Raw genomic sequence first — 22058 nt, 5'->3', positions numbered from 1 at the left:
AGACCTGCACGTGGCGAGGCGACCGCTGTGGCGAAAGGCGAACGCGGACCCACGCTCGCAAGCGTGCATGTCTGCACGCATGCCTCGGTCCCGAGATTGATCGCTTCAGTCCTCGCTGGATGAGTCACGCCACGCGCCAGGGCAAGCTGCAAGGCGCCTGATCGCCAGCGAACGCATCAGCCAGCACGGTGCGACCTGCCTACATCGCACGACACGCCCTACACTTCACGGCCTCGCCAACGCCGCTCTGCGACGCTGCACGCTTTCCCCTCCCCGCCGAGTTCGCCGATGTTCCGCCCCTGGTTCGCGCTGCTGTGTGTCGCCGCCCTGTTTCCCGCCGGCCGCGCCGCGGCCGCGGAAGTCTGCGATCTGCCGCCGCGCTTCGGCCTGACTCCGGCGGCAGTGGCGATCGTGCGCACCGCCTGCAACGAACACCGGCTGTGGTGGCGCCCGTTCATCGATCGCGACGGCCGCCTGGCCGGCCTGCGCGTCACCGAGGCAGAGCGCGCCGACCTTGCCGACGATGGCATCGAAGCCTGGCAGCGCGTCGCCACGTACTGGCGCGACAGCGGCACGCTGGGCGCGATGGGCCGCTTCGACGGCGCCGAGAGCTGCCAGCAACTGGACGGGTCGCGCTATCGCGAGAACGACTGCCGCGCCTTCATCGTCGACAACCCGTGGTCGGCGGCCTTCGTGTCCTACGTGATGGTGCGCGCTGGCGTGGCCGGCTTCCACACCTCGATCCGCCATATCGACTACATCCGCGCCGCTTACCAGGCCGGCGCCGACGGCCTGCCCTATCGCCTTGCCGACCCGCAGCAGGAAAAACCCGCGCCCGGCGACCTGCTGTGCTTCCTGCGCGGCCGTCGGCAGCCGGTCGGCGCTGCCGGCCTGCGCGAGGCGCTGGCGCGCGGCCGCCCGCTGCCGTGGGAATCGCATTGCGACATCGTAGTCGCGGCCAATGTCGGCGGCGACCAGACCCTGTATCTGATCGGCGGCAACGTGTTCAACGCGGTGACCATGCGCAAGCTCAAGCTGGACCGCAGCGGGCGCCTGCAACTGGATGCGCCGCTGGCGCAGGACCAGAACGACGAAGGCGCCGCGCTCGAATGCACGCCCGGCCACGAGGAACTGTGCGACTTCAACCGCCAGGACTGGTCCGCCCTGCTGAAGCTGCAACCGCAGGCGCAGATGCTGCTGCCGACCGCGCCGACCGATCCCGCCACCGCGCCGATGGCGACGCCAGCCGCGCCCGCGGCCAGCGCGGCGGCCCCCGGCACGCCCGCCACCCCGCCGGCACCACTCACACCACCCACGATCCCGAACACGCCGGCGGCGGCATCACCCGTCCCCATCGCGGTACCAGCACCGCCGCAACCCACCGCGCCCACCGGCAACCAGGCACCCAAGACCGAACCTCAGCCACAGCCACAGCCACAGCGCTAAGGCGTGTTCGCCCAATCGTGACACCAGGGCACCTCGAAACACCGGGACTCCGGTGGACGCACACCTCGCGTGATCAATGCAATGCAGGCGCCTCGCTCAGGACCATGGTGGGGGCTGGAGGCGCCCGTCAGCCAAGGCACCTCGCCCCAGACATCTGCAAGCAGCGCGCGACGCGGCCCAAGGGCGCGGCTCTTGCAAATCCCCAATCCCCAATCCCCAATCCCCAATCCCCGCCCCAAGATTGCCCGCCTACCGCCGCCTCGCTACAGTGGCGCCATGCCCAGCCTGATCCTGTTGATGATCGCCGGCGCCGCGGTGTTCGCGTTCTGGAACGCCGCGCGCGCCGCCGCCGAACGCGCCGAAATCCTCGGCCGCAATGCCTGCAAGGCCGCCGACGTGCAGTGGCTGGACCAGAGCGTGCACGGCACCGGCCTGCGCCTGCGGCGTCTGCCCAACGGCTGGCTCGGCTTCGAGCGCAGCTTCCGTTTCGACTATTCCTACGACGGCACCGACCGCCACAGCGGGCGTCTGGTGCTGCTCGGCGACCAGCTGATCGCCTTCAGCGGGCCGTCGGTGGCCAGCGTGAGCAGCCTGCAGGAAGCGCGCGCGCAGCGCGACTGAGCCGAGTTATCACGACTGCGCACCGATGGCGTGCGGCCTCTTGGGCGGCAGCAAAGGTGGGTCAACACCGCTTCGCGTGCCACCTGGAATGGACGGCGACCGTCCTCGATCCTCGACACCGGCGCGTCCAGCGGGCATTCGCAGGGATTCGCCCCGCCTGTTGTAGGAGCGGCTTCAGCCGCGATCGGCTTTACCGGTAACGCCCGTCGCGGCTGAAGCCGCTCCTACGACGGAACGCGGTGCGTGCGATGCGCGCACACTGAAAAACACCAGCTCGCGGGGCCAGCGCGCGGCCACCGGGGCCGCACATCCACTGCTTACTTGACCACGCGCAGACGCGGACGCTTGCTGGCGTCGTCGGAACCGCCCGGCCGCGGCGGCGGCGGAGTGTCGTCGCCCGGCGGCTCGCTGGCGCCGTGGATGTCGTCCGGCAGCGCCATGCCCTGCCCGGTTTCGCGCGCATAGACCGCCAGCACCGCGGACATCGGCACCTGCACCGGGTAGCTGACGCCCCCGAAGCGGGCGGTGAAGCTGACCCCGTCGTTGTCGATCTGCAACCGCACCACCGCGCGCTCGGCGATGTTCAGTACCACCCGCCCGTCCTTGACCGCGCTCGGCGGCACCTGGACGCCGGGCAGTCCCGCATCCACCAGGATGTGCGGGGTCATGCCGTTGTCGTTGATCCATTCCACCAGCGCCCGCAGCAGGTACGGGCGATGGCTGGTCATGCGGGAAGTGTCGTCGCTCATGCGCCCATTCTACGTGCCGGCGCGCAACGCCGGTACAGCTCGGAAGTCAGCGGGGACGGCGCGGCGGACAGCATCATGCCGGCAGGTCGCGCAGTTTCTTTTCCTGGTCGGTCAGGCTGCGGATGAATCCCGGGTTGCGGAAGATGCGGTTGCCGTAATCCTCGATCGCCTTGCCGTCCTTCGGCAGCGGGATGTCCAGCGCCTGCAGGCGCCAGATGATCGGCGCCATCGCGCAATCGGCCAGGCTCATCTCCGGATTGAGGAAGAACTTGCTGGCCTTGAACAGCGGCACCGACGCGGTCAGCAGTTCCTTCAGGCGCTTGCGCCCGGCTTCGGCCTGGGCCTTGTTGCCGAGCTGGATCGCCTGCACCTGCGGCACCCAGTCGTGCTCGATGCGCAGCATCGCCAGGCGCAGGCGCGCGCGCGAAAGCGGGTCCACCGGCATCAGCGGCGGATGCGGATAGCGCTCGTCCAGGTACTCGCTGACCACCGAGGCGGCGTACAGCACCAGCTCGCGCTCCACCAGGGTCGGCACCGAGTGGTAGGGATTCAGGTCGATCAGGTCTTCCGGCGGATTCTGCGGATCCACCGCCACGAAATCGTAGGTCACGCCCTTGGCCGCGAGCACCAGGCGGACGCGGTGGCACAGGACATCATCCGTGGAGGAAAACAACGTCAAGGTATTTCGCATGCGCAAACTCGCCGCCATTCAAGGCTCTCCGACGGCCGGAATCCGCCGGCCGCATCGACGCCGCCCGCACATTGCGGACGGTCGTCACGGCCCCTGAGTGTGCAACCCTCGCTCACAAAAGCCAATAGGATGAACAGGGGATCGGCTCAGCAACGGTGCAGCCGGGATGCGGCCGAGACGGCCGCCGCTCAATGCACGTCCTTCCAGTATTCCTTCTTCAGCAGATAGGCCAGGAAGGTCAGCAGCGCCAGGAACAGCACCACCCACACGCCCAGGCTCTGCCGCTTCAACGCCGCCGGCTCGCCGGCGTATTCGAGGAAATTGCTGATGTCGCGCACCGTCTGGTCGAACTCGACCGGGCTCTGCTTGCCCGGTGTCGCCAGCTGCAGCCGCTCCACCGGCTTGTCCACGCCCGGCTGCTCGGCCTTGCCGTAGACCGGCTGCTGCAGGCCCTGCAGATCCCACAGCGGATTGGGCATGGAGGCATTGGCGAACAGCTTGTTGTTCCAGCCCAGCGGCCGCGACTGGTCGAGATAGAACGACTTGAGGTAGGTGTAGACCCAGTCGGTTCCGCGCACGCGGGCGATCAGGCTCAGGTCCGGCGGCGCCTTGCCGAACCACTTGGTCGCCGCATCGTGCGGCATCGCCGTCTCGATGTGTTCGCCGATCTTGGCGCCGGTGAAGTTGAGGTTGTGCATCACCTCGTCCTCGCTCAGACCCAGATCCTCGGCCATGCGCTGGTAGCGCAGGTACTTCAGCGAGTGGCAGCCGGAACAGTAGTTCATGAACAGCTTGGCGCCACGCTGCAGCGAGGCGCGGTCGCCCAGGTCGTTGCCGGCCTGCAGGGTGGCGGCGCCCTCGGCGGCCATGGCCGAGACGGACAGCAGCAGCGCCGAGGCGAAGCCGGCGAGCACAGCGATCAGGCGCTTAGTCATGGCTGCTCACCCGCTCCGGCACCGGCTTGGTTCGATCCAGCGAGGTCCATATCGGCATCGTCAGGAAGAAGGCGAAATACAGCACGGTCAGCACGCGGCCGATATAGGTCTCGATGATCTCGGTACCGGGGCCGGAACCGATCACGCCGAGCCAGACGAAGCACACCACCAGGATTCCCAGCATCACCCGCGAGATCCAGCCGCGGTAGCGGATCGACTTGACCTTGGCGCGGTCCAGCCAGGGCACCAGGAACAGGATCGCGATCGCCGAGAACATCACCAGCACGCCACCGAGCTTGTTCGGCACCACCCGCAACATCGCGTAGTACGGGGTGTAGTACCAGACCGGCTTGATGTGCTCCGGCGTCACCAGGCGGTTGGCCTCGGTGAAGTTGTCGTGCTCCAGGAACAGGCCGCCGAAGCCGGGCACGAAGAAGATGATGAAGGCGCCGATCATCAGCAGGAAGCCGACGCCGACCAGATCCTTGACCGTGTAGTACGGATGGAACGGGATGCCGTCGGCGGGCTTGTTCGGGCTCCAGCGATTGCCCTTGGGGCCCTTCTTGATCTCCACGCCGTCGGGATTGTTGGAGCCGACCTCGTGCAGCGCGCCCAGGTGCAGCACCACCAGCAGCAACAGCACCAGCGGCAGCGCGATCACGTGCAGGGCGAAGAAGCGGTTGAGGGTGGCGTCGGACGGCAGGTAATCGCCCATGATCCACTCGGTCAGGCCGTTGCCGATCACCGGGATGGCACCGAACAGCGAGATGATCACCTTCGCGCCCCAGAACGACATCTGCCCCCAGGGCAGCACGTAGCCCATGAAGGCTTCGGCCATCAGCACCAGGTAGATCAGCATGCCCAGGATCCACACCAGCTCGCGCGGCTTCTTGTAGCTGCCGTACATCAGCCCGCGGAACATGTGCAGGTACACCACGATGAAGAACAGCGAGGCGCCGGTGGAGTGCATGTAGCGGATCAGCCAGCCCCACTCGACGTCGCGCATGATGTACTCGACCGAGTTGAACGCCTCGGCCGCGCTGGTCTTGTAGTGCATCGTCAGGAAGATGCCGGTGACGATCTGGTTGACCAGCACCACCATCGCCAACGAGCCGAAGTAGTACCAGAGGTTGAAGTTCTTCGGCGCGTAGTACTCGGTGACGTGCTTGCGGTAGAACGGCATCAGCCCGGGGGCGCGCTCGTTGACCCAGTCGAACACGTTGCCCGCGGTGCGGGTGAGGATGTTGTCGGCCATGACTTACGCCCCTCCCTTCGCGGACCCGGCCGGGTCGACGCCGATCACCAGGGTGTTGTCGTCCTGGTAATGGTGCGGCGGCACCAGCAGGTTGATCGGCGCCGGCACACCCTGGAACACGCGGCCGGACATGTCGAAGCGCGACTTGTGGCAAGGGCAGAAGTAACCGCCCTTCCAATCGGCGTCGTAGGGTTCGGGGCGGATCTCGGCGACCATTTCCGGCGAGCAGCCCAGATGGGTGCACAGGCCGACCAGCACCGAGACGTCGGGCTTGATCGAGCGGTACTCCGGATTCTTCAGCACGTAGTCCGGCTGCTGGTCCTTGTTGGTAGACTCCGGATCCTTGAGCCGGCCGTCCAGCGACGGCAACGCATCGAGCATCGCCTTGGAGCGCTTGACGATCCAGATCGGCTGGCCGCGCCACTCCAGGATCAGGCGCTGGCCTTCCTGCAGGGCGCTGATGTCGGCGGTGACCGGCGCGCCGGCCAGCTTGGCCTTTGCGCTCGGATTCCAGGACTTGATGAAAGGAACCGCGACGAACCCCGCACCGACCGCGCCCACGACGGACGTGGTGGCGGTGAGAAAGCGGCGGCGTCCTACGTTTACAGAATCGTTGACCCCATCGTTGGCCATCCGGCACTCCGATCTGTGATTGGGTAGCGTGAGGCTGCCAGCAGCTCGGTGGGGGTCGAGCCGCACTGAATCCACTGCAGTGTAGCGGAACCCTTAACGCGCCGACAATGGACGCGCAACGCCTCCTGCCGGGCCGCGGCGACGGCTCAATGCGCGGTCGCCAGCACGCCGCGGTAGCGCTCGGCGAGCACGCCCACCCGTTGCACGTAGCGTTGGGTCTCGCTGTACGGCGGCACGCCGCCGTGTTTGTCTACGGCGCCCTCGCCGGCGTTGTAGCCGGCCGCGGCCAGGCTGAGGTTGCCGTTGAAGCGCTTCAGCAGCCACGCCAGGTACTGCACGCCGCCTCGAATATTTTGCGCTGCATCATACGAATCGCTGACGCCGAAGCGGCGTGCGGTGGGCGGCATCAACTGCATCAGCCCCTGCGCGCCGGCACGACTGAGCGCCATCGGGTTGTAGGCGGACTCGGCATGGATGATGGCGCGCACCACCGCCTCGTCGACCCCATATTCGCGCGCGGCGGCGGCGATCTCGCTCTGGTAGGCGGTGGTGTTCAGCCGCACCGCACCGAAGTTCACCCCCGGGTTGGCGCAGGCGTAGCAGGTCTCCATGAAGCTGTAGCGGATCGTGCGCACCGCGCCGAGATTGGCGACCTGGGTCGGGCGCGCACTGGTGTAGTGGCGCACGCCGTCCTTCATGTACGAGTACAGCTGGCCACTGACCAGGCGCCGTGGCGTACCGCTGCTGCTGGGCGGCACCGGCGCCACGCGATTGGGCATGGCATTGGCAGTGACCGGCGTAGGAGCCGCGACCGGCGCGCTGATCAGGGTGGCCGGCGCCACGGTGCCGGCGTTGGCGATGACGCCGCGGCTGGGCGGCCGCTCGGTGCTGGCCCTGGCCGGCGCTGGCGCCGGGGCGGTATGCGCGGCGCGGCGGTCAGGGGTGTAGCGGCCGATCACGCTGCAGTTGGCGCCGGATACGCGCTTGCTGCCGTAGCTGGGCACGCCGTCGCCGCCGGTGCACTTGTACAGGGTGCCGGCGCTGGCCGGCGCAGCCGTCAACGTGGCGAGTCCCAGCCCCAGGAGCCACAGCTTCCCCTTCATGGCGGCGAGTGTCCCAACTTCCCTGGCGCTTGCCAAGTCCAGGCCGCTCGAGGCCGCGACGCGGCCGAGCGGTCAGTGTGCCCTCCCTGGCCGTAGCACCTATCCCACCGGAACCGACTCCGGCACCTGCTCCAGCAACGCGTTCAGCGCCTCGCGCAGCGCCGCACGCACCTCGGGCGTAGCCTCCAGCCCGGCGAACGGCACGCCGAGGGTTAGCAACTGCGCCGCCAGCCACGGTATCGCGTCGGCCAGCAGCGACAGCCGACAGTGGCCGTCGGCTTCGTCCTGCAGGGTGCCGCACCACAGCGGAATGCGCGCGCCCAACTCGGCGGCGCTACCGCGCAGCCGTACGCTGAGGGCGAAGCCCAGCGCCTGCGGGCTGTAGCGGATCGCCGCATCGACCATGGCCGCCGGTTCCTGCGGCGGCAGGCGCAACGCCACCGCCGCGCCGAGCTGCAAGGGCGGCGCGATGCGCTCGGCGCGGAAGGTACGCCAGTCGGCACGGTCGCGGTCCCAGGCCAGCAGGTACCAGCGGCGGCCAGCATTGACCAGGCGCAACGGCTCCACCAGGCGCTGGCTGGCGCGGCCGCCGTGGTCGCGGTAGGCGAAGCCGAGCAGGCGCCGATCGCGGCAGGCGCTGGCGACACCGATCAGCACCCGCGTGTCCGGCCGCAGGGGGTCCTGGCCCAGCGCCAGGGTCGCTCCCTGCAGGGCCTCGGCGCGCTGCCGCACCCGCGCCGGCAGCAGCGGTTCGAGCTTGGCCAGCACCCGCACCGCGGTGTCCTCGAGCCCGGCCATGCTGGCGCAGGCCGCGCGCAGCGCCACTGCGACCGCCACCGCTTCGTCCTCCTCGAACAGCAGCGGCAGCATCTGCGCGCCCGCCGCCAGCCGGTAGCCGCCGCCGACGCCGGCCGACGCCTCCACCGCATAGCCCAGCGCGCGCAGCCGCTCCACGTCGCGGCGCAGGCTGCGCCGGTCCACCCCCAGCCGCGCCGCCAGTTCGGCGCCGGACCACAGGCGGCGGGTCTGCAGCAAGGCGATCAGGCGCAACAGGCGGGCGGCGGGCGATGACATCTGTGCACGCTATTGCGGACAAAAGCTGTCCGCAATGGGGTCTAGGCTGTCCGCACCGACCACCCAGGAGCCGCCCATGACCGCCGACCGCCACGTCACCCTGTTCCATAACCCGCATTCACGCTCGCGCGGCGTGCTGATCCTGCTCGAGGAGCTCGGCGCCGACTACGCCATCGAGCGCATCGACTTCGATCGGCAGGGACAACTGGCGCCGGAGTACCTGGCGATCAACCCGATGGGCAAGGTGCCGGCCATCGTGCATGCCGGCGCGGTGGTCACCGAACAGGGCGCGATCTACCCCTACCTGGCCGACCTGTATCCCGAGGCCGGCTTGGCGCCGCCGATCGGCGACCCGCTGCGCGGCCCCTACCTGCGCTGGCTGGCGTTCTACGGCGCCTGCTTCGAACCGGCACTGGTCGATCGCGCGCTCAAGCGCGCCCCGCCGCCGCGGGCGATGTCGCCGTATGCCGACTGCGACACCGTACTGGCGGTGGTGGACGCGCAACTGGCGCGCGGCGACTACCTGCTCGGCGACCGCTGCAGCGCCGCCGACGTGCTGTGGGGCAGCGCACTGGGCTGGATGCTGGGGTTCGGCCTGCTCGATCCGCCGGCGCCGACCCGCGCGTACGCCGAACGCATGACGGCGCGGCCGGCGGTACAGCGCGCGCTGGCGGTGGACGCCGCCGCCTGAGCCCTGCCAGCGACGCCGCAGCTTTCCTGCAGAGAGTCTGCACCGTACCATTCGCGTTGCGTGTGCTCCGCGCACGGACTCGCCATCGACGCCAAGGAAGACATCGCCATGCAAAAGATCTTGATCGCAATTCTGCTGTTCGCGTTGCTGGCGGTCAGCGGCGCCTGGGGATACAGCACCTGGAAGGCGCAACAGGCCGCCCCGACGGCGGCAGCGCCGGTGGCGGCAACCGCGGCCAAGCCAGCCGACCCCAAGCAGGCCGCGCCCGCCGAGGCCGACAAGGCCGCCGGGGCTCCGCCGGCGCCGGCCGCGGATGCAGTGGCCGCGGAAGGGGTCAAGTTCACCTACGAGTATGTCGCGCCGAAGAATCCCGACCTGAAGGAGGCGCACGACTTCGCCGTCGACATCGACATCCTGCATCGCCTGCCCGAGATCAACGCGATGGACGGGATGCTGATGCTGCCGGGGCCGCTGCATCTGATCGCGGCCGAATGCGGCCAGATCAATGCCTTTTACTCGCCCGCCAAGCACGAATTGGTGATGTGCTATGAAATGGTGGACATGCTGGTCAAGGTCGGCGCCGGCCTCGGCGAACAGAACCAGGATCAAAACTTCAGCGCACGCTTCCTGCTCGCCAACGCACGCTTCATCATGCTGCACGAATTCGGCCACGCGCTGATCGACATGCTGAAGCTGCCCAGCACCGGCCGTGAAGAGGATGCTGCCGATCAGTTGGCCTCATCGCTCATGCTGATGTTCATGGCCCCCAACGAGTCGCCGAGCATTCTGGCTGAGAACCTGCGCCTGGCCGGTCTGTTCTTCATGCTGAACACCAAGGAACAGTACGGCGCGGCCGACTTCGCCGACGAGCATTCGCTCGGTCAGCAACGCTTCTACAACCTGATGTGCATGCTGTACGGGCACGACCCGGCCAAATACCTGCGCCTGGTCACCAGCGGCATGCTGCCCGAGGACCGTGCCCTGCGCTGCCAGACCGAAAGCGAACGCATCACTACCGCCTGGGCCAAGTTGCTGCTGCCGCATCTCGCACCCAAGTACCGGATGAGCGGCGAAGAGGCGCAGCGGCGCTACGACGAGGCCAAGCGCAAGCAGGAAGAGAACGCCGAATCCCCCTACGTGCGCTGAGCCGCACCCGGGCGGCCGGCGACAACGCCGGCCGTCTGCGCCTTCCGTGCCGGACTGGCCACCGCGCAACGTCCTGGCGCGGTTCCCGATACACTATGTGGCTCACCGCAGCCGTCGCCGGCTGCCCGCCCGCAACCCGTCTGGAATAAGCGCCATGCCCGGGACGCCCGCCCCTGTTTCGCCGACCGCGACCGCCGCCGCGGACGTCCCCGCCCTGCTGCCGCTGCCGAGCGCACGGCCGGCACCACCGACCGTGGTGCGCGGCAAGCTGTACATCAAGACCCACGGTTGCCAGATGAACGAGTACGACTCGGCCAAGATGGCCGACGTGCTCGCCGCGTCCGAGGGCCTGGAGCTGACCGACAACCCGGAAGAAGCGGACGTGGTCCTGGTCAACACCTGCTCGATCCGCGAGAAGGCGCAGGAGAAGGTGTTCAGCCAGCTCGGTCGCTGGAAGGCGCTGAAGGCCGGCGGCAAGCCGGTGATCATCGGCGTCGGCGGCTGCGTGGCGTCGCAGGAAGGCGAGGCCATCGTCAAGCGCGCGCCCTACGTGGACCTGGTGTTCGGCCCGCAGACCCTGCACCGGCTGCCGGAACTGATCCGCGCGCGGCGCGAATCGGGCAAGTCGCAGGTGGACATCAGCTTCCCCGAAGTCGAGAAGTTCGACCGCCTGCCGGAGCCGCGCGCCGAAGGCCCGTCGGCCTTCGTGTCGATCATGGAAGGCTGCTCCAAGTACTGCTCGTTCTGCGTGGTGCCCTACACCCGCGGCGAGGAGATCAGCCGGCCGTTCGAGGACGTGCTGGTGGAAGTGGCGCAACTGGCGGCGCAGGGCGTGCGCGAGATCAACCTGCTCGGCCAGAACGTCAACGCCTACCGCGGCCCCTACGCCGACGCCGAGGCCGGCGAGGACCTGCAGCATGCCGACCTGGGCCTGCTGATCCGCAGCATCGCGCAGATCGAGGGCATCGGCCGCATCCGCTTCACCACCTCGCATCCGCTGGAGTTCAGCGACTCGCTGGTGGAGGCCTACCGCGACGTGCCGCAGCTGGCCAACTACCTGCACCTGCCGGTGCAGGCCGGCAGCGACCGCATCCTCAGCGCGATGAAGCGCGGCTACACCGCGCTGGAATTCAAGCAGAAGATCCGCAAGCTGCGCGCGGTGCGCCCGGACATCTCGATCAGCTCGGACTTCATCGTCGGCTTCCCCGGCGAGACCGATGCCGACTTCGACAAGACCATGAAGCTGATCGAGGACGTGGGCTTCGACCAGAGCTTCTCCTTCATCTATTCGCGGCGCCCCGGCACGCCCGCCGCCGACCTGGAAGACGACACCCCCGAGGCGGTCAAGCATGCGCGGCTGGCGCGGCTGCAGGCGCACATCAATGCGCATGCGCAGCAGATCTCGCAAAGCATGGTCGGCAGCGTGCAGACCGTGCTGGTGGAAGGGCCGTCGAAGAAGAACCCGGCCGAGCTGACCGGCAAGACCGAGAACATGCGCTCGGTGAACTTCCCCGGCCACCCGCGCCTGATCGGCCAGTTCGTCGAGGTGACGATCACCGAAGCGCTGAGCAATTCGCTGCGCGGCCGCCTGCACCTGGCCGAGGACGACGCCGCGGCCTGAGCGGCGGCGGGCACGCCCTAGTCGAGCGCGCTGAGGAACGCCTCGCCGCGCGCGCCGATCTGCACCACCCGCGAATCCGGCACGCGCCGGGCCAGGCCGGTGTCGAAGAGGTACTTGAGCACGGCGCTGCCCAGCGCACCGGCGACGTGGTCGCGGCGCTCGCTCCAGTCCAGGCACGGCCGGCACAACGGCCGGCGCGACGCACGCAGCGCCACGACGTCGATGCCGATCGCCGCGCACCAGGCCGCGCCGGACGCGCTCAGGGCCATGCCGTCGCTGCACAGCAGGTGCCCGCGCACTTCCATCTGCTGGCGCCAGGCGATCGCCAGTTCGCCGGCGAGGTGGTCATAGCACACCCGCGCCCGGCGCAAGGCGGGATCCGCCGGGCCGACCCGCCGCGTCATCGGTGGAAGCGCCAGCCCCATCATCGCCTCGACCGCCGCCGCGACCTGCGCGCCGGCCAAGCGGAAATAGCGGTGCCGGCCCTGTTGCGCCACCTCGATCAAGCCGGCATCGACCAGTTGCGCCAGATGCCGGCTGGCGGTCGACGGCGCGACCTCACCGTCCAGCGCCAGTTCGCTGGCGGTGCGCGCCTGCCCACTCATCAACGCCGCCAGCATGCGGCTGCGCGCCGCATCACCGAGCAGGAATGCGGCGCGCGCAAGCAGGGTGTCTTCGCTCATGCTTCGATTCTAGACGAAGCATGGCGCCGCGCCGGCGCCTACCGTGCCCGCTCTCCACACGAGGCAGGCGCATGACCGACACGCTCCACCACTACGCATCGCAGTTGCACTGGACCGGCAACCGCGGCGACGGCACCGCCGACTACAGCGGCTACGGCCGCGACTACGCGTTGAACGTGCCAGGCAAGCCGACCCTGACTGGCAGCGCCGACCCATGCTTCCGCGGCGACCCGACGCTGCACAATCCGGAGGATCTGCTGGTTGGCGCGCTGGCTGCCTGCCACATGCTCACCTACCTGGCGCTATGCGCGCATGCCGGCATCCGGGTGCTGGCCTACGAGGACCAGGCCCAGGGCTGGCTGGAGATGGTTCCAGGCCAGGGCGGACGCTTTCGCGAGGTGGCACTGGCGCCACGGGTGACCATCGCGGCGGACGGCGATGCGCGCCGCGCGCAGGCCTTGCACGCGCAGGCCCACGCGCAGTGCTTCGTCGCCAACAGCTGCGCCATGCCGGTGCGTTGCGAAGCGACGATCGTGTGCCTGGACGGTTCGCCGGAGGCAGGCCGATGAAGGACGTCGAAATCCGCCTCGAAGACCGCCCCGGCGCCCTGTCCGCCATGGCCCAGGCACTCGGCGCGGCCGGCATCAGCATCGAAGGCGGTGGCGTGTGGCGCGTGGACGGACGCGCGGTCGCGCACTTCCTGTTCGACGCCGCCGCACCGGCAAGCGAGACCCTGCGCGCGCGCGGTTTCCACGTGGCCGCCGAACACCCGGTGGTGAGCCTGCGCCTGGACCAGGAAACGCCGGGGCAGCTCGGCCTGCTGACCGGCATGCTCGGCGCCGCCGGCATCAACATCGCCGTGCAGTACAGCGACCACCACGGGCAACTGATCCTGGTCGTGGACGACCGTGCCGGTGCATGCGCGATTGCGGACGCATGGATGCAGGCCCGCGAGGCGCGCTGCGAAGGCGACACCGACGCTGGCGATCGTCGATAAGACGCGCCGCAACCGATTCCGCGGGACCAGCGCCGCCGTCATGCAGGCGCTGCCGGGCGGATCGGTGCGATTTTTTCGCCAGCACAGGCCGGGGCCTTGCGCAGCGAGGTATTCGCGCGGTTGTCCACAGGCTTTTGGACAATCGATCCACATCCATTGTGGACAACGTTGCCATCGCCGCGGCGCCAAGGTCGCGGCGGTGACGCCGCGCCTGCGCGCGCCGATCCGCACGGCGCACCTCCACCGCGGCGGCCTGCGCACCACGACGGCGCCGCCGCGCGCCCTTCACTGGCCCGGCTACGCGCTGCGCGCTACCCTTTGCGCCCCTCGTTTCTTCGACGCCGCCGCTGGCGGTGTGCGCCCGCCATGACCACCCCTGCGCAACGCGACTTCACCCTGGATCCCGCCGACACCGAGCGCCTGGCCAACCTGGCCGGCCCGTTCGACGCGCACCTGCGGCAGATCGAACTGCGCCTGGGCGTGGAGATCTCCAACCGCGGCAATGTGTACCGGGTGACCGGACCGGAGCAGGCGGTGGCGGCGGCCGAGCGGCTGCTGCAGGCGCTGTATGTCGAGGCCGACCACGTCACCTTCGACGACCAGGAAATCCACCTGCGGCTCAATCAGTCCAACGTCGACCAGGTGGCGCAGCGCGCATACCAGCCGCAAGAAGTGGCGATCAAGGTCAGGCGCGGCACGGTGCGCGGCCGCGGTGCCAACCAGGCCAAGTACCTGCACCAGATCGCCACCCACGACATCAATTTCGGCATCGGCCCGGCCGGTACCGGCAAGACCTTCCTGGCCGTGGCCAGCGCGGTGGAGGCGCTGAACGAATCGCGGGTGCAGCGCCTGATCCTGGTGCGCCCGGCGGTGGAGGCCGGCGAGAAGCTGGGCTTCCTGCCCGGCGACCTCACCCAGAAGGTCGATCCCTACCTGCGCCCGCTGTACGACGCGCTGTACGAAATGCTCGGCGTGGAGAAGGTGGTCAAGCTGCTGGAGAAGAACGTCATCGAGATCGCGCCGCTGGCGTACATGCGCGGACGCACCCTCAACGACGCCTACGTGATCCTGGACGAGGCGCAGAACACCACCATCGAGCAGATGAAGATGTTCCTGACCCGGCTGGGCTTCGGCAGCACCGCGGTGGTCACCGGCGATTTGACCCAGATCGACCTGCCCAAGCACGTCAAGTCCGGCCTGCGCGATGCCGTCGAAGTGCTGCACGAGGTGGACGGGGTCAGCTTCACCTTCTTCGAGGCGCGCGACGTAGTCCGGCATCCGCTGGTGGCGCGCATCGTCAACGCCTACGAGAAGCGCGACGTCGTCGACCGCGCCACCGGACCCGCCGCATGATCCGGCCCTGGCCCGGCCTGCTGGCAGCGCTGCTCGGCGTGACCGGCAGTGCCGGCGGCCAACCGTCGGAGCCGACGCCAGCGCAGGACGCGGCGCCGCAACGCATTGCCCTGGCGCAATCGCTGACCCCGCCTTGCGTGTCGATCGTGCAGGACACGGCCAGCATCGGCCTGCCGCGCGACGTCCTCGAGCGCGCCGCGGCGATCGCCCGCACCTCGCCGACCGCACCGCGCGGCGACGAAGCGCAACGCCTGGCCTGGATCGCCGGCACCCGCGCGCAAGCACTGCTCGATGCGGCCGAAACCGCCGGCGTGACACGAGATCGCTTCGGCTGCAACGCGCTGGCCTACGCCAAGGTGCCAGCGGACAGCCTCTACCTGGTCGGCCACCTGCTCGAACGCGGCCAGGCCGCCGTATGGCTCTCTGCTTCGGGGCGCTTCGCCGCCACGGTGAAGATCCGGCACGACAATCCGCAATGCCAGCAAGGCCCGATGGGCAGCGTGGCGTACCGCATCGACGCCGAAAAAAAGCCCGTGCTGTTCCTGGTCGAATGCGTCACCTGAGTCTGTAGTGGCGCGTCTGCCGCTCCAGGACAAGGCGTGCATTACCGGAACTGCGCAGCGGACGCCGGCATCGACCGCACGACAGTGATCGAGATCGCCTACGACGCCGGCGACGGGGCGTCGCCCTGAGCGCGCGTTAGCGCGATACTGTGGCCCCCACCGCTGCACCCGGCCGTTCCGCCATGACCAAAGGTCCCGTCCGCCTCGATGTCGGCGTCAGCTACGCCCTGCCCCGTGCCGGGCTGCCGGCGGCGCCGAGCTTCCGCAAATGGGTCGCCGCGGCGCTGAAGGGCCGCATCCGCGAGGCCGATCTGGCGATCCGCCTGGTCGACGACCGCGAAGGCCGCGCCCTCAACCAGCACTACCGCGGCAAGGACTACGCCACCAATGTGCTCAGCTTTCCGGCGGAACTGCCGGAGGGGCTGCCGAAGGGCGTCAAGCTGCCGCTGCTCGGCGATCTGGTGATCTGCGCACCGGTGGTGGCGCGCGAAGCCGCCGAACAGGACAAGCCGCTGAACGCGCATTACGCGCACCTGACCGTGCACGGCGTGCTGCACCTGCTCGGCTGGGACCACGAGGACGACAAGGAAGCCGAGGCGATGGAGCAACTGGAGCGCGAGATCCTCGCCGACCTCGGCGTGTCCGACCCCTACGCCGGCGAGCGTTGATCCGATATCCCGCGCGCTCTGCCGCGACCGACCCTCACCCCAACCCCTCTCCCGGGGGAGAGGGGCTCGGTGTGTCGCCCACCTCTCCCACGCTGGTCAAGCGCAGGCGCCGGCGGTAACGTGGCCGCGCGGCGATCGCCGCCCCGTTTTCCTTCGAGGTTCCGTGCGTTGATCCGTCCCTCGCTCGTCCTGCTCGCGCTCGCCTGCGCCGCTCCAGCGGTCGCCGCACCTGCCGTGCCGCCGCCGGCAGCGCCTGCCGCCACCACGGCCGCCGATCCGGCCATCGACCTGCCGGCACTGCTGGAATGCCGCCAGCACGTGGCCGACTTCAGTGCGCTGGCGCCGCTGCTAGCCGATCCGCTGAAGGCGGTGGCGCACGGCTGGCGACCGCTGCCGCAGTCCAACCTGTTCATGAGCGAGTACGCGCTGACCCGGCCGATCCAGGTGTTCGGCTACAGCAGCGAGCGCATCGCCTTCTCCGGCGCCAGCGTGATGGCGATCCTGGACCTGCCCGACCCGCGGCCGCTGGCCAAGCGCCTGAACCTGGAAGCGGCGGTGGACACCCCGGAGAAGGCCATGTTCGGCCGCGAGGTGCTCAGCCGCGACGTCCACGACCCCAAGACCGGCGAGCCGATGATCGAGTCGATCATCCTCAGCGTGTCCACGGTGAAATCGCACCCCGGCAAGACCCTGGCCGGCTGCAGCTACAGCCTGGACCTGCCCGAGGAACCGGGCGCGGCACCGGCACCCGACGCGCTGCATACTCCGCCCCCCGGCGGCTGAACCCGGGCCGGCGCGCCGCCGATGGCCCGCCGCCGGCGTCGCGATGCTGTCGCGACCGCCCTGTTAGACTTGCCCTTACCGCCCGTTCGATCGGCGCCTACCCACAGAACATGTCAGAAGACGGACCGAGTAGCTCCTCCCCGGAATCCCACGAAAAACGTCGCGGCTGGCTGGAACGCCTGACCTCGGTGTTCTCCGGCGACCCGCACACCCGCGACGATCTGGTCGAGGTGCTGCGCGACGCGCAGCACGATGGCCTGATCGCCGCCGACACGCTGCGCATGATGGAGGGCGCGCTGTCGGTCTCCGAACTCACCGTCGGCGATGTGATGATCTCGCGCGCGCAGATGGTGTCGCTGCCGGTGGAGGCGCGTTTCCTCGACCTGATGAAGCAGGTGGTCGAATCCGGCCATTCGCGCTTCCCGGTGCACGGCGAGAACAAGGACGACATCCTCGGCATCCTGCTGGCCAAGGACCTGTTGCGCGGCGTGGTCGCCGATGACGGTCCGGGCACGGTGCGCGAACTGCTGCGCCCGGCGGTGCTGATTCCCGAGTCGAAGAAGCTCAACGTGCTGCTCAAGGAGTTCCGGCTCTCGCGCAACCACATGGCGATCGTGGTCGACGAGTACGGCGGCGTGGCCGGGCTGGTGACCATCGAGGATGTGCTCGAGCAGATCGTCGGCGACATCGACGACGAGCACGACGACGCCGAGGACGAGGCGTCGCTGATCGCCGCGCAGGCCGACGGCCAGTACGTGGTGGATGCGCTGACCCCCATCGAGGATTTCAACGAACGCTTCGGCGCCGACTTCCCCGACGACGACTACGACACCGTCGGCGGGCTGGTCACCGAGGCGATCGGCCACCTGCCCGAGACCGGCGAGGAACTGACCCTTGGGCGGTTCGCATTCCGTGTGGCGCGGGCCGACGCGCGCCGGGTGCAGGCCTTCCACGTGACCATCCTGCCGCCGCCTGCGCAGGACGGCGCTTGAGCACGCACGCCGTGCCGCGCAGACGCGCGGCCTGCTGGCTGGCAATGCTGCTGGCCCTGTGGGCCGGGCTGGCCTTCGCGCAGACCACGTCCGCGGATCCGGCATCACCGCCGCCGCTGGCCGCACCGGTGCCCGCGGCGCCCGTTGCGGCTGCGCCCGCCGCGGCCGATGCCAGCGACCCGGCGCCGCGCATCGGCGTAGCCACGATGCAGCCCGGCGAAGTGTTCTTCGAGCGCTTCGGCCACGACGCCATCGTGGTGCTGGATCCGCGCACGGGCCAGGCCACCTCGTACAACTTCGGGTTCTTCGACCCCAGCGAACCGGGCTTCGTCGGCCGCTTCGCCGCCGGCGACATGCGCTACTACCTGGTCGCACTGCCGCTGCAGGAGGACCTGCAGCAGTACCGCGAGGCGGGCCGGGGCGTGGACATCCAGTGGCTGGACCTGACGCCGGCACAGGCACGCGCGCTCGAGCAGGCGCTGGCCTGGCGCGCACGCCCGGAGAATGCCCGCTACCGCTACGACTACTACACCGCCAACTGCGCCACGATGGTCCGCGACGCGCTGGACCGGGCCATGGGCGGGGCGCTGCATGCGCAACTGTCGGGCCGCTCGCGCGGCAACACCTACCGCAGCGAATCGGTGCGCCTGGCCTCGCCGGCGCCGTGGATGTGGCTCGGCTTCGACCTGGGCCTGGGCCCGTACGCCGACAAGCCGCTGTCGCGCTGGGAAGAAGCCTTCGTGCCGATGCGCCTGGCCGAGAGCCTGAACGAGGTTCACAACAGCGCCGGCCGCCCGCTGGTGCAGGCGCGCCAGCAGTTGCTGCCGCAACGGCTGCCGCCGGAACCGCCGGAACAGCTGCGGCACTGGTGGCCGTGGCTGCTAGTCGGGCTGGCCGCGGCGGCCGGTGTGCTGGCGCTGGGCCGCCGCCCACGCTGGCTGGCCGCGCTGGCGCTGCCGTTCTGGCTGCTGTGCGCGCTGGGCGGCTTGGTCCTGCTGTCCCTGTGGGGCTTCAGCGAGCATCGCGCCGCCTGGGGCAACCGCAACCTGCTGCTGCTGGATCCACTGTGCCTGCCGCTGCTGGTCGGCGGCGTGGCGCTGCTGCGCGGCCGTCGCCCCGGGCGCTGGTTCGACGTGCTGCTGTGGCTGGTGGTGGCGCTGGCCGGCGCCGCGCTGCTGATCCACTGGCTGTCGATGCTGCAGCCGCAGTTCAACCTGCAGTGGATCGCGCTGCTGCTGCCGGTGCACGCGGCGCTGGCCTGGGCGCTCACCCGCCCTCGCCCGCAGCCCTGATACCGTCGCGCCACCTCGCCACGCGCGTCTCCGCCGAACCCGATCCCGCCATGGCCTCCGCCACCGCCAATCCCGCCTGCGTCATCAACTGCGTGCACTACGACGGCCACGGCCGCCGCCACGACATCGCCCTGGAGCAGATCAGCGATGTGCTGGCCGGGCATGACGACGGCTTCGTCTGGGTCGGCATGTACGAGCCCGGCGACGCCGTGTTGCAGCAGCTCAAGGAAGAGTTCCAGCTGCACGAACTGGCGATCGAGGACACCCGCAAGGCGCACCAGCGGCCCAAGGTCGAGGCCTTCGGCAATTCGCTGTTCCTGGCGGTGCACACCGCGCAGGTGATCGACGCGCGCATCGTCTACGGCGAGACCCACGCCTTCCTCGGCGAGCGCTTCCTGCTGACCGTGCGCCATGGCGCCTCGCTGCCCTACGCGCCGGTGCGCGAGCGGCTGGAACGCGAGGCCTCGCTGATGAAACTGGGGCCGTCGTATGCGCTGTACGCGGTGCTGGACTACATCGTCGACAACTACCAGCCGATCCTCGACGACTTCCGGCAGAGCCTGGAACGCCTGGAGACGGACATCTTCGCCGAGGCCTATCGGCGCGACACCGCGATCCGCCTGTACGAACTCAAGCGCGAACTCAACCAGATGCGCCTGGGCGTGGCGCCGCTGCAGGACGTGCTGGCGCACCTCAAGCGCCACCCCGGCCCGCTGATCGCCGAGGAAGTGCGGCTGTACGTGCGCGACGTGCTCGACCATGCGGTGCGTACCAACGACGCCATCGACACCCTGCGCGAAATGCTCGGCACCGCGCTGAGCGTGAACCTGTCGCTGGTCACCCTGGCCCAGGGCGAGACGGTCAAGCGCCTCGGCGCCTGGGCCGCCCTGCTCGCCGCCCCGACCCTGATCACCAGCTGGTACGGCATGAACTTCAAGCAGATGCCGGAACTGGAATGGCCCTGGGCCTACCCGCTGATGGTCGGCGGCGTCGCCGCGGTGTGCGTGGCGCTGTATGTGGCGTTCAAGCGGGCAAGGTGGCTGTGAAGCCGGGATTGGAGAGTCGGGATTGGGGATTCGTTGAAGCGGTGCGCTGCGCCTGATGGTTTAAAGCCTGGGTTGCACGGGATGCATCAGCGGAGGGGATCCGCATTTGCGAATCCCCAATCCCGACTCCCCAATCCCCGCCCTCAAGCCACATACACCGTCTTGATGTTCATGAACTCGTGGATGCCATGCTCGGCCAGTTCGCGGCCGAAGCCGGAACGTTTGATGCCGCCGAACGGGAGGCGCACGTCGCTCTTGACGATGGCGTTGACGAAGGCGGCGCCGCACTCGAGTTGACAGGCCACGCGTTCGCCGCGGGCGCGGTCGCCGGTCCACACGCTGCCGCCGAGGCCGAACGTGGTGTCGTTGGCCACGCGTACGGCTTCGGCTTCGTCGGCCACGCGCAGGATCGCCGCGACCGGGCCGAACAGTTCTTCGTCGTAGGCCGGCATGCCCGGCGCCACGTGGTCGAGGATCGACGCCGGATAGCCGGCGTGGCTGCCGCGCTCGGGCTCGCAACCGAGCAGCGGCTTGGCCCCCTTGGCGATGCTGGCCTGCACCTGCTTGTGCAGTTCGTCGCGCAGGTCCTGGCGCGCCATCGGCGCCAGCGTGGTCGCCTCGTCCTGCGGATCGCCGAGGCGACGCTCGGCGGCGGCGGCCACGAAGCGACGCACGAACTCGTCGGCGATCGCCTCCACCACCACGAAGCGCTTGGCGGCGATGCAGGTCTGCCCGGCGTTGTCGAAACGCGACTTCACCGCCGCGGCCACGGTGACGTCCAGATCGGCGTCGTCCAGCACCACGAAGGCGTCGCTGCCGCCCAGTTCCATCACGCACTTCTTCAGCTGCCCACCGGCGTTGGCGGCGATGGAGCGGCCAGCGCGCTCGCTGCCGGTCAGGGTGACCGCGGCCACCCGTGCATCGCGCAGCACCTCGGCGGCCTGGTCGTTATCGATGTGCAGCACGTCGAACACGCCGGTCGGCAGGCCGGCGTCGGCCAGCACCTTGGCGATCGCGTCGGCGCAGCGCGGCACGTTGCTGGCGTGCTTGAGCAGAGCGACGTTGCCGGCCATCAGCGCCGGTGCCAGGAAACGGAACACCTGCCAGATCGGGAAGTTCCACGGCATCACCGCCAGCACGCAGCCCAGCGGTTCGTAGCGCACATAGCTGCGCTGCGCATCGGTGGCCACCGCCTGCTCGCGCAGGTACTCGGCCGCGTGCTCGGCGTAGTAGTCGCAGGCCGCGGCGCACTTGTCGAGTTCGGCCAGGGCTTCCTTGCGCAGCTTGCCCATTTCCGCGGTCATCACCCGCTGGATCGCGTCGCGCTGGTCGCGCAACTGCGCACCGACCTTGCGCACCAGCGCGCCGCGCTGCTCCAGCGGCGTCGCCGCCCAGCCCGGGAACGCCTGCGCCGCGGCGGCCAGGCGCTGCTCGACGGCAGCGGCATCCATCAGTTCGAGACTGTATTCGACCTGGCCGTTGGCCGGGTTGACGGTGTCGTAAGGCATCGCGCGGACTCCTCGAAAAAATGTCCGGTCAGCCTAGCGCGGCGGAAGTTGCGGCGGCGTGGCGATGGTGCCGAGTGCGATGGCTCACAGTGTTCCGCAAGGCCCGTAGGAGCGGCTCTCGGTCCCCTTTTCGGGATTAGCCGCGACGGGGCCGTTACCGGCAATGCCCAGTCGCGGCTGAAGCCGCTCCTACGTGGAGCAACGCAAC

General features: G+C 69.3%; 23 protein-coding genes. 14 read left to right on the top strand and 9 right to left on the bottom strand.

The genetic code is table 11. From position 1 onward, the window contains the following. Positions 1-288: 288 nt before the first annotated feature. On the top strand, positions 289-1446 hold the full coding sequence (locus tag GGR66_RS05455; protein WP_184447550.1) for a DUF2272 domain-containing protein: 1158 nt from the start codon (positions 289-291) through the stop codon (positions 1444-1446). A gap of 276 nt (positions 1447-1722) precedes the next feature. Continuing rightward, a complete protein-coding gene (locus GGR66_RS05450; protein ID WP_184447549.1) occupies positions 1723-2067 on the top strand; it encodes a DUF3301 domain-containing protein in 345 nt (114 codons plus the stop codon). Between the two features lie 317 nt (positions 2068-2384). Here GGR66_RS05450 and GGR66_RS05445 read toward each other — a convergent pair whose 3' ends face one another. The 7 genes from GGR66_RS05445 to GGR66_RS05415 all read right to left on the bottom strand — a co-directional run bounded on the left by GGR66_RS05445 (position 2385) and on the right by GGR66_RS05415 (position 8507). After that, positions 2385-2816: a ClpXP protease specificity-enhancing factor gene (locus GGR66_RS05445; RefSeq protein WP_184447548.1), complete on the bottom strand. Its 432-nt coding sequence runs from the start codon at positions 2814-2816 to the stop codon at positions 2385-2387. Positions 2817-2889: 73 nt separating this feature from the next. Continuing rightward, positions 2890-3525: a glutathione S-transferase N-terminal domain-containing protein gene (locus tag GGR66_RS05440; RefSeq protein WP_010342124.1), complete on the bottom strand. Its 636-nt coding sequence runs from the start codon at positions 3523-3525 to the stop codon at positions 2890-2892. A gap of 170 nt (positions 3526-3695) precedes the next feature. Further along, on the bottom strand, positions 3696-4442 hold the full coding sequence (locus GGR66_RS05435) for a cytochrome c1 (RefSeq protein WP_184447547.1): 747 nt from the start codon (positions 4440-4442) through the stop codon (positions 3696-3698). Next, on the bottom strand, positions 4435-5697 hold the full coding sequence (locus GGR66_RS05430) for a cytochrome bc complex cytochrome b subunit (RefSeq protein ID WP_184447546.1): 1263 nt from the start codon (positions 5695-5697) through the stop codon (positions 4435-4437). The genes GGR66_RS05435 and GGR66_RS05430 overlap by 8 nt, the downstream gene beginning before the upstream one ends. Positions 5698-5700: 3 nt before the next feature. After that, positions 5701-6330, bottom strand: coding sequence for a ubiquinol-cytochrome c reductase iron-sulfur subunit (petA, locus tag GGR66_RS05425; protein WP_160965873.1), 630 nt, complete (start codon positions 6328-6330; stop codon positions 5701-5703). Between the two features lie 146 nt (positions 6331-6476). Beyond that, positions 6477-7433: a lytic transglycosylase domain-containing protein gene (locus GGR66_RS05420; RefSeq protein WP_160965871.1), complete on the bottom strand. Its 957-nt coding sequence runs from the start codon at positions 7431-7433 to the stop codon at positions 6477-6479. A 99-nt stretch (positions 7434-7532) separates the two neighbouring features. Further along, positions 7533-8507 (bottom strand): WYL domain-containing protein, encoded by a 975-nt coding sequence (locus GGR66_RS05415; protein ID WP_184447545.1) that lies wholly within the window; start codon positions 8505-8507, stop codon positions 7533-7535. Between the two features lie 76 nt (positions 8508-8583). On the opposite strand from GGR66_RS05415, the gene GGR66_RS05410 reads away from it, so the two are divergent. The 3 genes from GGR66_RS05410 (at position 8584) to miaB (ending at position 11965) form a co-directional block, all read left to right on the top strand. Next, positions 8584-9198 carry a glutathione S-transferase family protein gene (locus tag GGR66_RS05410; protein WP_184447544.1) on the top strand — a complete coding sequence of 205 codons (615 nt, stop codon included), beginning with the start codon at positions 8584-8586 and terminating at the stop codon, positions 9196-9198. A gap of 108 nt (positions 9199-9306) precedes the next feature. Beyond that, the gene (locus GGR66_RS05405; RefSeq protein ID WP_167087791.1) at positions 9307-10344 is read left to right on the top strand and encodes a DUF4344 domain-containing metallopeptidase; all 1038 of its coding nucleotides are present in this window, start codon (positions 9307-9309) and stop codon (positions 10342-10344) included. 154 nt (positions 10345-10498) lie between these two features. Continuing rightward, a complete protein-coding gene (gene miaB / locus GGR66_RS05400; RefSeq protein WP_184447543.1) occupies positions 10499-11965 on the top strand; it encodes a tRNA (N6-isopentenyl adenosine(37)-C2)-methylthiotransferase MiaB in 1467 nt (488 codons plus the stop codon). A 17-nt stretch (positions 11966-11982) separates the two neighbouring features. On the opposite strand, the gene GGR66_RS05395 is transcribed toward miaB, so the two are convergent. After that, entirely contained in the window at positions 11983-12648 is a 666-nt protein-coding gene (locus tag GGR66_RS05395) for a winged helix-turn-helix domain-containing protein (protein WP_184447542.1), read from the bottom strand. Positions 12649-12719: 71 nt separating this feature from the next. On the opposite strand from GGR66_RS05395, the gene GGR66_RS05390 reads away from it, so the two are divergent. The 9 genes from GGR66_RS05390 (at position 12720) to GGR66_RS05350 (ending at position 20342) form a co-directional block, all read left to right on the top strand. Beyond that, positions 12720-13217, top strand: a complete 498-nt coding sequence (locus GGR66_RS05390) for an OsmC family protein (protein ID WP_184447541.1) — start codon at positions 12720-12722, stop codon at positions 13215-13217. Next, positions 13214-13645, top strand: coding sequence for an ACT domain-containing protein (locus GGR66_RS05385; protein WP_184447540.1), 432 nt, complete (start codon positions 13214-13216; stop codon positions 13643-13645). Before GGR66_RS05390 ends, GGR66_RS05385 begins: the two co-directional genes overlap by 4 nt. Before the next feature lie 366 nt (positions 13646-14011). Next, positions 14012-14998: a PhoH family protein gene (locus GGR66_RS05380; RefSeq protein ID WP_184447539.1), complete on the top strand. Its 987-nt coding sequence runs from the start codon at positions 14012-14014 to the stop codon at positions 14996-14998. After that, complete coding sequence (locus GGR66_RS05375; protein WP_184447538.1) at positions 14995-15561, top strand: hypothetical protein; 567 nt, start codon at positions 14995-14997, stop codon at positions 15559-15561. The genes GGR66_RS05380 and GGR66_RS05375 overlap by 4 nt, the downstream gene beginning before the upstream one ends. Positions 15562-15743: 182 nt before the next feature. After that, positions 15744-16229: an rRNA maturation RNase YbeY gene (gene ybeY, locus GGR66_RS05370; protein ID WP_017908182.1), complete on the top strand. Its 486-nt coding sequence runs from the start codon at positions 15744-15746 to the stop codon at positions 16227-16229. 168 nt (positions 16230-16397) lie between these two features. Continuing rightward, positions 16398-17012: a hypothetical protein gene (locus tag GGR66_RS05365; protein WP_184447537.1), complete on the top strand. Its 615-nt coding sequence runs from the start codon at positions 16398-16400 to the stop codon at positions 17010-17012. A gap of 110 nt (positions 17013-17122) precedes the next feature. Further along, complete coding sequence (locus tag GGR66_RS05360; RefSeq protein WP_160965847.1) at positions 17123-18004, top strand: transporter associated domain-containing protein; 882 nt, start codon at positions 17123-17125, stop codon at positions 18002-18004. A 44-nt stretch (positions 18005-18048) separates the two neighbouring features. Next, positions 18049-19296, top strand: coding sequence for a DUF4105 domain-containing protein (locus GGR66_RS05355; RefSeq protein ID WP_255421636.1), 1248 nt, complete (start codon positions 18049-18051; stop codon positions 19294-19296). A 50-nt stretch (positions 19297-19346) separates the two neighbouring features. Next, entirely contained in the window at positions 19347-20342 is a 996-nt protein-coding gene (locus GGR66_RS05350) for a magnesium and cobalt transport protein CorA (protein ID WP_160965899.1), read from the top strand. Between the two features lie 143 nt (positions 20343-20485). On the opposite strand, the gene GGR66_RS05345 is transcribed toward GGR66_RS05350, so the two are convergent. Beyond that, entirely contained in the window at positions 20486-21850 is a 1365-nt protein-coding gene (locus GGR66_RS05345; RefSeq protein WP_160965845.1) for an NAD-dependent succinate-semialdehyde dehydrogenase, read from the bottom strand. Positions 21851-22058 lie beyond the last annotated feature (208 nt).

It is taken from the genome of Xanthomonas sp. 3498, assembly GCF_014199795.1.
Taxonomy (GTDB): domain Bacteria; phylum Pseudomonadota; class Gammaproteobacteria; order Xanthomonadales; family Xanthomonadaceae; genus Xanthomonas_A; species Xanthomonas_A rydalmerensis.
The sequence above is the reverse complement of the archived record's forward strand: the minus strand, read 5'-3'. Positions and strand labels throughout refer to the sequence as shown.

Bases quoted from the DNA above. Each gene is read 5' to 3' on its own strand.
- GGR66_RS05455 (WP_184447550.1), top strand. From the start codon at position 289: ATGTTCCGCCCCTGGTTCGCGCTGCTGTGTGTCGCCGCCCTGTTTCCC.
- GGR66_RS05450 (WP_184447549.1), top strand. From the start codon at position 1,723: ATGCCCAGCCTGATCCTGTTGATGATCGCCGGCGCCGCGGTGTTCGCG.
- GGR66_RS05445 (WP_184447548.1), bottom strand. From the start codon at position 2,816: ATGAGCGACGACACTTCCCGCATGACCAGCCATCGCCCGTACCTGCTG.
- GGR66_RS05440 (WP_010342124.1), bottom strand. From the start codon at position 3,525: ATGGCGGCGAGTTTGCGCATGCGAAATACCTTGACGTTGTTTTCCTCC.
- GGR66_RS05435 (WP_184447547.1), bottom strand. From the start codon at position 4,442: ATGACTAAGCGCCTGATCGCTGTGCTCGCCGGCTTCGCCTCGGCGCTG.
- GGR66_RS05430 (WP_184447546.1), bottom strand. From the start codon at position 5,697: ATGGCCGACAACATCCTCACCCGCACCGCGGGCAACGTGTTCGACTGG.
- petA (WP_160965873.1), bottom strand. From the start codon at position 6,330: ATGGCCAACGATGGGGTCAACGATTCTGTAAACGTAGGACGCCGCCGC.
- GGR66_RS05420 (WP_160965871.1), bottom strand. From the start codon at position 7,433: ATGAAGGGGAAGCTGTGGCTCCTGGGGCTGGGACTCGCCACGTTGACG.
- GGR66_RS05415 (WP_184447545.1), bottom strand. From the start codon at position 8,507: ATGTCATCGCCCGCCGCCCGCCTGTTGCGCCTGATCGCCTTGCTGCAG.
- GGR66_RS05410 (WP_184447544.1), top strand. From the start codon at position 8,584: ATGACCGCCGACCGCCACGTCACCCTGTTCCATAACCCGCATTCACGC.
- GGR66_RS05405 (WP_167087791.1), top strand. From the start codon at position 9,307: ATGCAAAAGATCTTGATCGCAATTCTGCTGTTCGCGTTGCTGGCGGTC.
- miaB (WP_184447543.1), top strand. From the start codon at position 10,499: ATGCCCGGGACGCCCGCCCCTGTTTCGCCGACCGCGACCGCCGCCGCG.
- GGR66_RS05395 (WP_184447542.1), bottom strand. From the start codon at position 12,648: ATGAGCGAAGACACCCTGCTTGCGCGCGCCGCATTCCTGCTCGGTGAT.
- GGR66_RS05390 (WP_184447541.1), top strand. From the start codon at position 12,720: ATGACCGACACGCTCCACCACTACGCATCGCAGTTGCACTGGACCGGC.
- GGR66_RS05385 (WP_184447540.1), top strand. From the start codon at position 13,214: ATGAAGGACGTCGAAATCCGCCTCGAAGACCGCCCCGGCGCCCTGTCC.
- GGR66_RS05380 (WP_184447539.1), top strand. From the start codon at position 14,012: ATGACCACCCCTGCGCAACGCGACTTCACCCTGGATCCCGCCGACACC.
- GGR66_RS05375 (WP_184447538.1), top strand. From the start codon at position 14,995: ATGATCCGGCCCTGGCCCGGCCTGCTGGCAGCGCTGCTCGGCGTGACC.
- ybeY (WP_017908182.1), top strand. From the start codon at position 15,744: ATGACCAAAGGTCCCGTCCGCCTCGATGTCGGCGTCAGCTACGCCCTG.
- GGR66_RS05360 (WP_160965847.1), top strand. From the start codon at position 17,123: ATGTCAGAAGACGGACCGAGTAGCTCCTCCCCGGAATCCCACGAAAAA.
- GGR66_RS05355 (WP_255421636.1), top strand. From the start codon at position 18,049: ATGCTGCTGGCCCTGTGGGCCGGGCTGGCCTTCGCGCAGACCACGTCC.
- GGR66_RS05350 (WP_160965899.1), top strand. From the start codon at position 19,347: ATGGCCTCCGCCACCGCCAATCCCGCCTGCGTCATCAACTGCGTGCAC.
- GGR66_RS05345 (WP_160965845.1), bottom strand. From the start codon at position 21,850: ATGCCTTACGACACCGTCAACCCGGCCAACGGCCAGGTCGAATACAGT.